This window comes from Mucilaginibacter mali, assembly GCF_013283875.1.
In the GTDB taxonomy this organism is placed as follows: domain Bacteria; phylum Bacteroidota; class Bacteroidia; order Sphingobacteriales; family Sphingobacteriaceae; genus Mucilaginibacter; species Mucilaginibacter mali.
The window spans coordinates 583297-597078 of record NZ_CP054139.1 but is presented as its reverse complement, the minus strand read 5'-3'; the positions used below and the strand labels follow the sequence as shown (position 1 = coordinate 597078).

Here is a 13782-nt window from a genome sequence, read left to right as displayed (position 1 = left end):
TTAAACAATTAATTATTTTAACACAGCTGTACTGTAAATATGATATTCGCCGGGGGCAAGGGTGATATTATAGGGCAGTGTTACGTTGATTGTACCACCGCTCATATAATCGTACCAGGTGCCGCCCGCAGGGAAAAGGACCGATGTGGTTTGCGCGTTCACATCAAAATTGCCTACTACCATAACGTTAACACCGGTACCGGTAAGTAATGCATATTTCACCGCTCCTGCCGAGTTATAAGTAATGGTTGAGGTAGTAAACACCGGGTTATTGATCTTCATGCGGATCAGCTTACCAAATTTGGCGTACAGGCCACGGCGCTGAGTGTCGTTGTTATAATCCCATTTAATCGGTTTCTCGCCGGTACGGCCGTTAAAATCTATGTTGATATCGTAACCCTCTTCGCCAAACTGCCATATCATTTTAGGTCCGGGTGATGTGAGCAGGAATGCCGCGGCAAGTTCCTGGCGGGCAAGGCCGGTGGAGATAGTCTTCACGTTATAACCGTTTGAAGTGCCCGCATTGCCGTATTGCTCATTCTTATACATCATGCGCTCCTCATCGTGGCTTTCCATATAGCCCACGTTGTAATCGGGCGCGGTGAAGCCGGCGTGGTTGGTATAGTACAGGCGCGAGAAATTTGATGTAGACACATAACCCATGGATGCCTCCATAAAGTTATTGTTCACGTTATTCCACATCATCATGCCGTTATCGGCCAGCTCCTTTTCTTCCTGATCTACCGCGAAATGTTCCAGTATCACGTAAAAGTTATTCGGGTCTATGCTTTTAATAAAGCTATTGTATTCCTTCCATATCGCTACCCTGCTGGCATCGTAAGCAGCAAAGGTGCCATCGTCGGTACTTACTTTTTGGGTAAAGCCTTTCGAAAGGTCGAACCGGTAACCGTCTATCTTATACTCCTGCATCCAAAACTTCATTACATTTTTGGCGAAGTATTTGGTAGCCGCGCTCTCATGGTTAAAATCGTACCCTACGTTATAGGGGTGGGTAGGATTAACGTTAAACCACGGACTATTACTTGTCGGCTTCTGTGTACCCTGGTCAAAATACAATTGCACCATTGGCGATTGCCCGAATGAGTGGTTCAATACCATATCCAGTATCACAGCCATACCGTGCGAGTGGCATTCGTCTATCAGCGCCTTCAAATCGTTCTTGGTGCCATAATATTTATCTGGCGCGAAGTAGAACGACGGGTTATATCCCCACGATGAATTGCCTTCAAATTCGTTCACCGGCATCAACTCTACCGCGTTCACGCCCAGGTTGCTCAAGTAGTTAAGGGTATCTTTAATGGTTTTATAGCTGTGGGTAGCCACAAAATCGCGCACGTGTAATTCGTATATCACCAGGTTCTTTTTATCCGGGCGGGTAAAGGTGGTATTCTTCCAGGTGTAGGCGGTTTGGTTGGCCTGCATTACACTTACATTACCCGTTTGCCCTGTAGGATAAGCCTTCAGATTAGGATATACCGAGGCAGTGATGTATTTATCATTATCCGGGTCCAGTATCTTCTCGCAGTAAGGGTCGGCTACCTTCAGGCTGCCGTTCACCAAAAACTGGTAGGCATATTCCTTATTGGCGTCCAGTCCATCTACCTGTATCCACCAGTTTTTGCCATCGGTGGTATTATTCATAGTAGTTGGTTGCCAATTGTTGAACTCTCCAATTACCGCTACCGATGTTTTACCCGGAGCGTATAAGTTAAATATGGCCGATGTGCCGTTATTTATAAACGTAACGCCATCCTTAGTACCCGATGGCAGATCCTTACCATTAGGGTTTGTGGTGGTACCATCGCCGCCGTTATCGGGCGTTGGGTCTATACTTTTCTTGCCGCATCCCGCGATCAACAACAGCACTGTAGCTATGAGCAATAAAGATGTTCTTTTCATGGTAGTAGTTAATTAGTCTTTAGCAACTTTTAATTTTTTAATGCGGATATCACCGTTATCCTGCACGTACAGTACCGATACCGCCGCGCAAAGCATGAACAAGCCTGCCAGCACGATAGCATAGATAGACTGTCCGCCGAAAATGCTTTTCACGATCCAGCCACCAAAAAAGCCGTTTATAATTTGCGGTATGGTGATGAACAGGTTGAAGATGCCCATGTAAACCCCCATCTTTTTAGCCGGGATAGAGCCCGAAAGGATAGCATAAGGCATAGCCAGGATACTGCCCCAGGCCAGGCCGATACCTATCATTGGGATAACCAGCAGGGTATGATCCTGAATGAAGAATATCGATACTAAACTCACACCACCCGCTATCAGCGAAAAGGCGTGGGCTGCTTTGCGACTTATTTTGCGGGCAATGGCAGGCAGCATCAGCGCGTAAATGGCCGACACCCCGTTGTAGATACCAAAGCAGGTGCTTACCCAGTTACCGGCATCAGCAAAGGCGGCCGATGTGGTATCGCCGGCTTTTACGTGGTAAATATGTTCGGCCACGGCGGGCGACATGAACACCCACATACTGAACAGCGCGAACCACGAGAAGAATTGCACCAAACCCAACTGGCGCATGGTTTGCGGAATGTGGGCCAGGTCTTTAAAAATGGTTAGCAGGCCCGCGTGTTGTTCTTCCGGTTCATCGTGCGAGAACTGGTTGTAAACTTCGGGCGGATATTCTTTAGTAGTAAAAATGGTATACAGCAGGCTACCTATCATAACTATAGCGCCCACATAAAATGCCCACAGCAGGTTATCAGGTACCTGGCCTTTAGGGGCGGTTTTAGCTACATGCAGGTAATTGGTCAGCAAGGTTGGTAATAACGAACCCAGCACCGCGCCCACACCGATCAGGAAGGTTTGCACCGAAAACCCTGTACCACGCTGGCTATCGGGCAGGTTATCGGCCACCAACGCGCGGAACGGTTCCATCGCTACATTGAAGGTAGCATCCATGATCATCAGCATACCGGCACCTACCATTAGTGGCGGCAGGAACAGTAGCATTGATGAATTGGGCATCACCATCAGTGCCAGCGCGGCCAATATACCGCCGGTTAAAAAGTAGGGTTTGCGGCGGCCCAGGCGGTTCCAGGTGCGGTCGCTATAGTGGCCAATGATGGGCTGAACGATCATGCCTGTAATAGGCGCTGCCAGCCAAAACAGCGACAGGTGCTCTACATCGGCCCCGAATATTTGCAATATGTGCGACGCGTTGCCATTTTGCAGCGCGAAGCCGAACTGGATACCTAGGAAACCGAAACTCATGTTAAATATCTGCCACGATGTTAACCGCGGCCGCTCAAGCACTTTTTTTGTTGCCATGGGCTTTACTATTTCTTCTTGTTCAAGCGCTATCATTTCTTCAATTCAATTATCATTGTGGTTTTAGCCGAGATAAGCAGCTGTTTGATATTGGTTAGGGCAGTACCGTTCAGCACATCGTAACCGCTGTTAAAACCGGCTGTGCGCTCGGTAAAGTGTTCGCCATCCCAGGCGGTCTCTTTATCGTTACCGTTGTAGATCACCATCACGGTCTTTTGTGCATCGTACCTGAAATAGGTATAAATGCCTTTGCGCGGGATGTATTGCATCAGCTTGCCGGTTTGCAGTGCCGGAGTATTTTTGCGGTAGTTGAGCAGGGTATGCATAAAGTCGAACGCTTCGTTCTCTTTCTTGTCTCTGCCCTCGGCGGTGAACTTGTCCTTTTTATCGCCAGCCCAGCCACCGGGGAAATCCAAACGCACCAGGCCATCCGGATCGCTGTAGTTCTTCATCAATATCTCATCGCCGTAGTACAGTTGCGGCACACCACGCATGGTCAACAACATGGCCATCCCCGACTTGAACCTGGTAAAGTCCTCTTTCACCATCGAGTAAAAGCGGCTCATATCGTGGTTATCTAAAAAGATGGTGTTGCGTGTAGCATCCTGGTACATAAAATCCTGCGCTACGATGTTGTACAGGCGGTTAACGCCGTCGGTCCAGCCTTCTTTGCCGTTCAGGGCCTCGTAAATGGCATCTTTTATCTGCGCGTCGGTAATGCCGGGCAGGTGGGTATCCATGCCGCGGTTAACGGTGTTGCCCTGTGTAAAGTAAGCCTGGTTAGCCACCGACCATACCAGCGTTTCGCCAAAGATGGACAGGTGCGGGAACTCGGCTTTCACCTTCTGTGCCCAATCGGCCATGTAAGGGCCATCGTTATACGGGTAAGTATCCAAACGGAAACCATCTACCCCGGCATACTCTACCCACCAGATGTGGTTTTGGGTAAGATAGTTCTGCACGTAAGGGTTGTTTTGGTTCATATCGGCCATGCGGCGGTCAAACCAGCCATCCAGCATTTGTTTTTTATCGGCAGCGGCACCGTGCGGGTCCATCACCGCCGCATCGCGAAAGTTGGAGTTGGTATACTTTGGCCACTGGTGTACCCAGCTTTTCATCGGCATATCCTGTATGATCCAGCCTTCGGTACCGGCGTGGTTATGCACCAGGTCTTTTACCACCTTAATGTCCATCTCGTGGCATTTGGCTACAAAGGTTTTATACAACTCGTTGCTTCCGTAACGTGGGTCTACCTTGTAATAGTTGGTAACCGCATAGCCATGGTACGATGCATGGGGTTCGTCGTTCTCAATCTCGGGCGTAAGCCATATAGCTGTAACGCCCAGGTCTTTCAGGTAACCCAGGTGGTTGATGATGCCTTGAAGGTCGCCGCCGTGGCGGTAGTAGATGGAATCGCGGCTAATAGTGGTTTCCCTCATGCCGGGCACCACGTCGTTCTTAGGATCGCCGTTGCTGAAACGGTCGGGCATGATCAGGTAGATCACATCCTTATTGGTAACGCCTTGTGCCCATTGAGCGGTATGGTTGCGGGTCTTTAACTCGTAACTGTAGCTCAGGTCTTTTTCGCCTGTTTTTTTAAAGCTGATGGGGAATTTGCCCGCTTTGGCTGATGCCGAAATTTCCAGGTCGATGAACAGGTAATTAGGGTTTTCTACCTTATGCACGGCAGCTACCTTAACGCTGGGATATTTAAGGCTGGCAGTACGGTTAGCGATATGATCGCCATGTACCAGCAGTTGCAGCTTGGGGTTTTTCATGCCTACCCACCAAAAGGCAGGTTCAACATGATCCAGCGCGGGCATTTGCGCCATTACATATCCCGAAAGGAATAAGCCTGCTAACGATAAAGCCAACTTCAATTTCATAGCTAATCTTAATAATTGATGGAGAATGCTTCCCCGCTGTTTTTTATAACGATGCTTTTTACCTTTTCGCCCTCGATAGCATTGGCCGAACCCTGCGGATCGAATTTGGACAGCGGGGTTAGGAACGACACAAAATCATCGTTCAGGTTAACGGCTTTATTATCCAGCTTAAAGCTGCCATTGCCAAAGCCGTGCATCACCACTTTTATATTCTTGAACTTCGATCTGTAGCTGCCCTCGGCCTTGTTAAAAGTGATGGCGTGTTTGGCGGCATCGTAACTGATGAGGCGTTTAAAATATGCGCCGTTCTCGTAGTTATAGCTTTCGCCGTCGTCTTCGTAATAAGTGTAGTTGTTGTTCTTATCGCCCTGGTAAACGTGTACCACCAATGTATCAGTTGGCATTTGCGATGTGCTTTGCACCAGCGATTGCATTGGGATAATGCTGCTCTCTTTAACAAATACCGGCAATTTGTTCATGCTTACTTCTATCAGCCTGTCCTGCGCGCCCGATTGGGCCACGCCATTATACAGGTTATACCAGCGGCCGGCCGGGAAGTATACCTTACCCATGGTGGCCGTACCCTCGAAAGGCATTACCAAAAACGCGCTGCCGAACATATACTGGTTCTGGAACTGGGTGTTATAGATATTCTGATCAAAAGTATAATCGATAGCCAGCGAACGCATCAGCGGGCGGCCGGTTTGTGTAGCATCGTAAAACGCGCTGTACAGGTACGGCATCAGCATATAGCGCAGGTTAATATAGTTGCGCGATATTTCCAGCACTTCCTCGCCAAAGGTCCATGGCTCGGCCGATTTGGTGTTTACCGCCGTATGGCTACGGAAGTAAGGATTAAAGGCACCTATCTGCATCCAGCGGGCAAACAACGATGGCGTACCATTGCCGGTAAAACCACCGATATCCATGCCGGTAAAGGCCACACCGCTCAAACCAAGGCTATTTAATAAACGCACACCCAGCAACATGTGGCTGTCCTCGGCGCGGTTATCGCCTGTCCAGATGGCGCTGTAACGTTGCAGGCCTGCATAACCGGCACGGGTTAGTACAAAGGGGCGCTTACCAAAGGCCACCTTACCACCCTCAAAGCTTGAACGGGCCATCTCCAGCGCGTAAACGTTGCGGGTTTGCAGGTGCGATGCCTTGCGGCCATCGTAATCAAAAATGATATTGTCCGGCATTTTCTGACCCCAGGTCGCGATCTCGTTCATATCGTTCCAGATACCGCTGATGCCGTCTTCGCCGTACTTTTTCAATTCTGCGCCCCACCATGAGCGCGCTTTTGGGTTAGTAAAGTCGGGAAAATTGCACCACCCGGGCCAGACCTCGCCGGTATAATTTGTACTGTCGGGATATTTGGCAAATATGTTGGCCGCGTATCCCCTATCGTAAGTGCCGTAGCCTTTTTCAACTTTAACACCCGGGTCAACAATAACGGTCAGCTTAAAGCCCATGTCTTTCAGCTTATCGGTCATTTTTCTTGGATCAGGGAAACGTTCCTTATCCCAAGTGAATACTTTATAATGATCCATATAGTGGATATCCAGCGTAATACCATCAGCAGGCAGTTTCTTTTCGCGCAGGGTTTGTGCTATGCGCATTACCTCGGTTTCGGGGTAATAGCTGTAGCGGTTCTGCTGGTAACCTAAACTCCACAACGGCGGCATCTTCATACGGCCCGTAAGGGCGGTGTACGAAGTGATGATATCGCCCAGGTGTTTGTTGTAGATGAAGTAATAATTCATCTCGCCCCCACGTGCACCGAACGATGAGAAACGGTTATTGCTGGCACCAAAGTTAAAATCGCTTTGGTAGGTATTATCCATAAATATCCCATAGTTCAACCCATGGTGTATACCGATGTAGAACGGAATGGTCGAGTAGATCGGGTCACGGTCGGTGGCATAACCGAAGGCATCGGTATTCCAGTTGGTGTAACCGTTGCCCTTGCGGTCAAGGTCGCCGGTCTTTTCGCCCAGGCCAACAAAGCGCTCGCCCTCCTGTATATGTTTGTAGGTAGTTACCGACTCGTTCACCCACGATGTATTCAACCCGGTCTCGTCCTGGCTGATCACTTTACCATCGGTAGTGTAAAAAGCTACCGAGAAAGGCTTTTTGCTGATGATGGCTTTCACCGAATCGGTAAGGATGCTTACCTCGTTATCATTCTGCGTGATATTGGCTTTAACCGTTTGCGGTTGCGCGATAACAGCGTACGAAAAATCGGTGGCCAGGGGCTGTTTATCTATCCTAACACGTATCACACCGGGCGCGTACACAGTTACCTGCGCATAGGCGTTATCGGTAGTGATGGTTATCTGCTGGCCGCTTACCGCCGCAGTTTTCACATTACCCGGGCTTTTAACCGTTTGTGCAAAAATAGAGGTAGGTATGCTTAACAGCGCGATGAAAGAAAGATAGCAGCGTTTAAATATCATTTATCAGAATTTTAGAAGCAATAGGATACCATTCGCCCCAATTTAGCGGCGTTGACATCGTACCAAAATAGTTTAAGCTTTAAATTAAAGCGGGAAATAAAACCCTGCCCGCTTGCCACGGGCAGGGTTATTAAATTATTGTTTTACCAGGGTATATCCAGCAGTTCCGTTAACCGTAGTTTTGCCATTTCCATCGGTTGTATAAGCCGGAGTGAACGTGATTTTATACGTCCCCGCAGTAGTGATAGGAACGTTACCACCATTGTTACTGGTAAGGGTTTTACCATCAGGAGTTGCCAATAAACCAAAGCTGGTACCCCAATCATGGTTCATACGGACCTTAAAGGCGCCTCCGGCAGTAAGGTTGGTTGTTAATTCCCAGTTACCTGTAGCGTAAACATATTTCATATCCGTATCGCCGCCCCAGCCTAAAGCTGTAGCATCGCCAATAGCGCTAAAATAAAATGCAGGTGTGCCAAATGTTATCGTATTTTGGTTCAAGTCTACAGTAACCTGCGTAACACCAGCCTGCGGAGAAAGGATATCACCTCCCGAAGTGCTGATCTTGCCGCCGCCGGCATCACCATAAGCCACATCCCACTTTTTAGCTGGGGTAACCTTAAAGTGAAAATCGGTACCGATAAAGTTGATGATGCCTGTATAAACGCCGTTACCTGTTGCCGATTGCAAACTATCAGCAGTGGCTGGATTCCAACCCTGGTAAGCGCCCGGAACATATATATAGGCAGTAAGCGGGAACGGAGTGGCTGTTATCGTAATTACATTTGAGTAAGTGATACCGGCGGTAGCGCTCAATGATGATTTCAAACGCACATCTACCTGAGCGGCCTGGTTAACCGGCAGCTTCATAGACAACAGCAAATTATTAAAATCCTGAACTGTATATGTTTTCGTAAACGTACCTACTGGTAAAGCCACTTCGGTAGGAGCGGCAAAATTTGTACCCTTAACCGCTAACTGGAACGAATAGCTAACCGCCGCGTTGTAGCCATAGCTTTGGGGGGTACCGATAATAGTGATAGCCGTACTGGTTAAAGTAGCCTTGGTTAAAACCGGTGTGGTTGTCGACGCGCTCAGTACGCTGGGCGAACCTACGCCCGCCACCGTCTTGATCTCATCTTTTTTGCACGATGCCAGTACCGTTACGGCCAGGCAACCCAGTGCTAAAAATTTGGTAATTAATGCTTTCATTTTTAATACTTAAAAAAGGTTAAATATTGATTTTATATACCGTGCAGGGCATTAACCCCGCACGGCCTTTATATTTTTAGTATCCGGTGTTTTGAGTTAAGGTTGGGTTGGCGGTCAAATCGTCCGATGGTATCGGGTAAACGTTCCTGAACGATTCCACACCCTTGCCACCAGCTACACCACCTTTAAACGGCCACAGGTAGCTGGCATCGGTAAACTTGCCATAACGGATCAGGTCGGTACGGCGGAAGCCTTCCCAGTATAATTCGCGGGCACGTTCGTTTAAAATAAAATCAAGTGTAAGATCTGTAGTTGTTATATTACCTGTGGTGACACCAACAGCATTCATATAAGCACGGTTGCGTATATTGTTCATATAGATCAGCGCGTTAGCCAGTGTACCGCCCGAACCGCCACGCAGCGTAGCTTCTGCGTAGATCAGGTACTGCTCAGACAGGCGGAACAGCGGGAAGTCGATATCCGAGAAATCAAGGCTTTGGCCTGCGGCGCCGCCACGGGTTACGTTGCGGTATTTAGTAACGCAAAAACCATCGGTAAAGGTGCTCACGTCCTTAATTTCCAGGTTTTGGCCATTGGTCCAAAACTGCGACCTTTTATCGGCAGTGCCGGTATAATCAGGAAACAGGTTTGGCAGGTTTTTAGTGGTGCGCGCGCCAGCCCAGCCGCCACCGATACCGAACATTGAAGCCGGTTCAGAACCGCCTACAGGGGCGTGTGTAAGGAAGGTAGTACCACCGTAACCCTGCGTTTTTAAACCATCGTAGTTAATGGTCAGGATGTTTTCGCTGGTGTTCAGCTGGTTATCAGCTAACATGATATTACGGTAATCAGCAATCAGGCTGTAACCCGCCGCGATAACTTTTGATGAATAGGTGATAGCCTCGGTATATTTTGGTGTACCGGTGTATACGTTGGCGTTCAGGTATAAACGGGCCAGTAAAGCCCAGGCTGCAGCCTGGTCGGCACGACCATATTCGTTGGTTTTAGGCGCAGCCAGCAGCGGGTCTATCGCTTTCAGTTCCGATTCGATATAATTGAATACCGCGGCGCGGCCAATTTGCTTTGGCACGGTTACACCAATCACGTCGGCATCGGTAGTGAACGGCGGGTTACCGAAGGCGTCCATCAGTACCCAGTACTGGAAGGCCCTTAAAAACCGGGCCTCGGCACGGAACCTGCGGATGGCATCAGCATCGGTACCTGAGATACCACGGCTGCTCAGTTTATCATCGGCCGATTGGTTAATGAAATCGTTAGCCAGGGTAATCTGGTACAACGAACGGTAGTATAAACCTTTAAGGAACGGGTTGCTTGATGACCAGTTCATGTTATGAAAATCCTGGATACCTACGTCGCCCCAGCTTATTACAGCCTCATCGGTGCTCAGTTCCTGCGATTTCCAGTACAGGCGCAAAAAGTCGGATGTACCTTCGTCAATGCCTTTAATATCCTTGCTGTTATCATCACCGGCAGGGCCTATATTACCAGTTAAGGCATAAGCGCCGTAAACCTTGGCAAAGGCCTGTTTGTAACCGGTAGCGGTACTGTAAACCGTTGCCGCGGTAACATCGTTGGTAGGCAACAAGTCCAGTTTTTTTGTACACGAAGCTAACGAACCTGCAATTACTATTACAGCTAATGCTTTGTTTATCAAATTCTTCTTCATATCGATTTATCTTTTTGATCGTATTTTTTATGTACGATGGACTTTAAAATTTAAGATTTACACCTAAAACAAATGTGCGAGGCCTTGGATAGAAGTTATTATCTATGCCGCTGCCAACCTCAGGGTCGATACCTTTATACTTGGTAATGATGAACACATTCTGCACGTTGGCGTTTAAGCTAAGGTTTGCCGAATTGTGCAGTATCTTACCAAAGTTGTAGCCCAAATTCACATTATCCATCCGCAGGAACGACGCATTCTGGATGTAGTAATCCGACAGCACGTTCTTGTCGCTGTTGCCGCTTAGGCCACTTTCCAGCACATTGGCCGATCCATTGTTCAATATGCCCAGCGGGTTCAGGATGTTACGGGTAGTACCTGTGTTAGAGAATACGTTGTTATAAGCGTAGTTACCCAAATTAGCCCTCATGGTAAAGCCGATATTCCATTGCTTGTAGCTAAAATTGCTCGACATACCCAGGAACACCTTCGGATCGGGGCTTTTGTATTTGTACAAGTCCTGCTCGTTAATAATACCGTCTTTGTTCTGGTCTACAAATACGCCGTCAATCGGTTTGCCGCTGGCATCGTACACTTGCTGGTAAACAAAGAACGAGTTACGCGGCGATCCAACCGAGTTGATCTGGATGAAGTTACCTGTACCACCCGAAATGCCGCCGGTTTTGTTACCCACAAAGGTTGGGTCGTTTACAATGGTCAGTTTGGTGATCTTGTTGCTGTTGTAAGTGGCGTTCAGCGCAACATCCCAGCTTACATCTTTTTGGCGGATGATCTGTCCGTTGATAGAGAACTCCACACCACGGTTAACCATGTCGCCAACGTTGGTTACAATTTTATTAGAGAAGCCCTGGCCGGCAGAGATGTTCACCTCGTTCAGCAGGTCGGTAGTGTTTTTATAATAAAAATCGATGCTACCGCTGATGCGACCGTTCAGGAAGCCATAATCGATACCAGCGTTGGTGGTGGCACTCTGCTCCCATTTGCGGGTAGGGTCATAACCAGCCGGGCGGTACAGCGGATAAAATGTATTACCTATCTGGTATTGCGCGGTTTGGTTACTCAGGGCATAGTACGATGCATAATCGTAGTTACCGATGCCATCCTGCTGACCGGTGATACCGTAACCTACACGGATCTTCAGGTCAGAGAACAGTTTAGAATCTTTCAGGAACGATTCGTCCTTAATTTTCCAGGCAAAAGCCCCTGATGGGAACACCGCGAAACGATTAGCTGCGGCAAACCTTGATGAACCATCACGGCGAACGGTACCGGTTAACAGGTATTTATCGTCAATGGTCAGGTTTAAACGGCCGTAGTATGATAGCAAACGGTGCTGTGGTTTATCGAATGGATAATTCGGTTTGCTATATACAACGTTATCATAGGTATAGTCGGGGAAGTTGGTATTGGTTGTGGCATAATCATAATATGCGTAACCGGCCACCGCGTCTACACGGCTGTTCAGCGATTTTATATCTTTAGCATAGTTCAAATAAGCCTCGAATGTAGTGTTTTGTACAGTGGTTTTGTATTGGTTGTTAGTACCGCCATGATAAACATTATTAGCATCCTTTAACCTTCTGTAACCAGCAGCTGCACTGTCTGATACCATAATGGTACCAGTACCTTTAGATATATCGTAACCAAAGTTTACGTTGGCATGCAAATCGGGCAGGAAGTGGAATTTATAATCCAACTGCGCGTTGCCGATGCTACGCTGTACATTGCTCCTGTCAAAACGTTCCTGTAACAAACCAACAGGGTTAAGTGGTGCTAATGCTTTTAGGCCCGTAGCAGTATTACTTGGATCTAACCATTGGTAGTAACCATCAAAACGTTTGCTGTTTACGGTTACCGGCTTGGTTGGGTCGAAGTTTACGGCGGCGCCGATAGCACCTTCATTGGCAAAGCGCACTTTGCTTTCCGAACCTTTCAGGTTAACATCGATCTTCAGGTGGTTATCAAACAATTTTGGCGATACGTTAACCGAAGCCGAAGTACGGTCTAACGAACCTGTTTTCAGGATACCCTTCTGATCAAGGTACCCTACCGATACGCGGTAAGGCATATTTTTGATACCACCCGATACGCTCAGGTTATTATCGTTGCTGATGGCGGTACGATAAATTTCCTTTTGCCAGTCGGTATTGGCGTTACCTAACAGCGCGATCAGGGCTGGGGTACCATTAGCGTTTACAAATGCGCGGAACTGATCGGCAGACAGAACGCTGGCTTCTTTTGGCAACGTAGCGGCAGATGCCTGTGTGTTCAGATCGAACTGTGGCTTGCCGGTTTGGCCACGTTTGGTGGTAATGATAATTACACCGTTTGATGCACGTGAACCGTAGATAGCGGTTGCCGAAGCGTCCTTTAATACAGTGAACGATTCGATATCGTTAGGGTTAATTAAACTTAATGGGTTTGGCGCGCCCGCGATCGCGTCGTTGCTCAGCTGCACACCGTCAACCACGATCAATGGATCGTTACTGGCATTCAGCGAAGCACCGCCACGTACGCGGATAGTACTACCGGCACCGGGAGCACCGCTGTTTGAGGTGATGGAAACACCGGCTACTTTACCCGAGATCAGTTGCTCTGGCGTAGTGATGCTGCCGGTTTGGAAATCCTTTGAAGTTACGGTGGTTACCGAACCGGTAAGGTCTTTCTTTTTAACTGTACCATAACCAATAACGATGATCTCGTTCAGGTTTTTTGATGCCGGTTGCAGGTTAAAGTTAACGGTAACGTCGCTGCCGCCAACGGTAACTGTTTTTTGTGCGGTGGTGTAACCCACAAAGGTAACGCTAAGGGTATAAGTACCTGCTCTAAGCGCGTTGATCTTATAAACACCGTTAACATCTGTAGACGCGGCGATGGTGCTACCGCTCACACTTACGGTTGCTCCGGGTAGCGATTGGTTGTTCTCGTCAACTACCTTACCGCTAACACTCCTGGTTTGCGCGAATATCGGGGCCGATAAAAGCAGCAAAGCAAAAAAGAGCATGTACTTTTTTAGATAATTATTTCTCATTTAAGTTTATTTTTAGGTTAATAATGGTCTGGGTCGGTTATTTTCCTGGTTTGGTTGGGATAGCTTGTGTCATCCATTCCTCAAATATCCCGGCGCTATACTAAGCGCCCGGCAGCGTTTAGGCTGTCCTAACAATTCAATTTGGCTTTTAGGTAGGGTAAAGTTTTCTCATCAGCAACGGTT

Annotated in this window: 7 protein-coding genes; all 7 read right to left on the bottom strand. The window is 48.1% G+C overall.

What is annotated here, in order from left to right; genetic code table 11:
- Positions 1-12: 12 nt before the first annotated feature.
- On the bottom strand, positions 13-1920 hold the full coding sequence (locus HQ865_RS02635; RefSeq protein WP_173413398.1) for an alpha-amylase family glycosyl hydrolase: 1908 nt from the start codon (positions 1918-1920) through the stop codon (positions 13-15).
- A gap of 12 nt (positions 1921-1932) precedes the next feature.
- Positions 1933-3339, bottom strand: a complete 1407-nt coding sequence (locus tag HQ865_RS02630) for an MFS transporter (protein ID WP_237073730.1) — start codon at positions 3337-3339, stop codon at positions 1933-1935.
- Positions 3336-5189: a glycoside hydrolase family 13 protein gene (locus tag HQ865_RS02625; protein WP_173413397.1), complete on the bottom strand. Its 1854-nt coding sequence runs from the start codon at positions 5187-5189 to the stop codon at positions 3336-3338. Before HQ865_RS02625 ends, HQ865_RS02630 begins: the two co-directional genes overlap by 4 nt.
- Before the next feature lie 8 nt (positions 5190-5197).
- Positions 5198-7648, bottom strand: a complete 2451-nt coding sequence (locus tag HQ865_RS02620; protein ID WP_173413396.1) for a glycoside hydrolase family 31 protein — start codon at positions 7646-7648, stop codon at positions 5198-5200.
- Positions 7649-7783: 135 nt separating this feature from the next.
- Positions 7784-8860, bottom strand: coding sequence for a SusE domain-containing protein (locus HQ865_RS02615; protein WP_173413395.1), 1077 nt, complete (start codon positions 8858-8860; stop codon positions 7784-7786).
- A gap of 76 nt (positions 8861-8936) precedes the next feature.
- Positions 8937-10547, bottom strand: a complete 1611-nt coding sequence (locus tag HQ865_RS02610; protein ID WP_173413394.1) for a RagB/SusD family nutrient uptake outer membrane protein — start codon at positions 10545-10547, stop codon at positions 8937-8939.
- A 43-nt stretch (positions 10548-10590) separates the two neighbouring features.
- Positions 10591-13599: a SusC/RagA family TonB-linked outer membrane protein gene (locus tag HQ865_RS02605; protein ID WP_173413393.1), complete on the bottom strand. Its 3009-nt coding sequence runs from the start codon at positions 13597-13599 to the stop codon at positions 10591-10593.
- Positions 13600-13782: the final 183 nt, after the last annotated feature.

What these genes read in the sequence shown, in the direction of transcription:
- HQ865_RS02635 (WP_173413398.1), bottom strand. Translation starts at nt 1,920, where the DNA reads ATGAAAAGAACATCTTTATTGCTCATAGCTACAGTGCTGTTGTTGATC.
- HQ865_RS02630 (WP_237073730.1), bottom strand. Translation starts at nt 3,339, where the DNA reads ATGATAGCGCTTGAACAAGAAGAAATAGTAAAGCCCATGGCAACAAAA.
- HQ865_RS02625 (WP_173413397.1), bottom strand. Translation starts at nt 5,189, where the DNA reads ATGAAATTGAAGTTGGCTTTATCGTTAGCAGGCTTATTCCTTTCGGGA.
- HQ865_RS02620 (WP_173413396.1), bottom strand. Translation starts at nt 7,648, where the DNA reads ATGATATTTAAACGCTGCTATCTTTCTTTCATCGCGCTGTTAAGCATA.
- HQ865_RS02615 (WP_173413395.1), bottom strand. Translation starts at nt 8,860, where the DNA reads ATGAAAGCATTAATTACCAAATTTTTAGCACTGGGTTGCCTGGCCGTA.
- HQ865_RS02610 (WP_173413394.1), bottom strand. Translation starts at nt 10,547, where the DNA reads ATGAAGAAGAATTTGATAAACAAAGCATTAGCTGTAATAGTAATTGCA.
- HQ865_RS02605 (WP_173413393.1), bottom strand. Translation starts at nt 13,599, where the DNA reads ATGAGAAATAATTATCTAAAAAAGTACATGCTCTTTTTTGCTTTGCTG.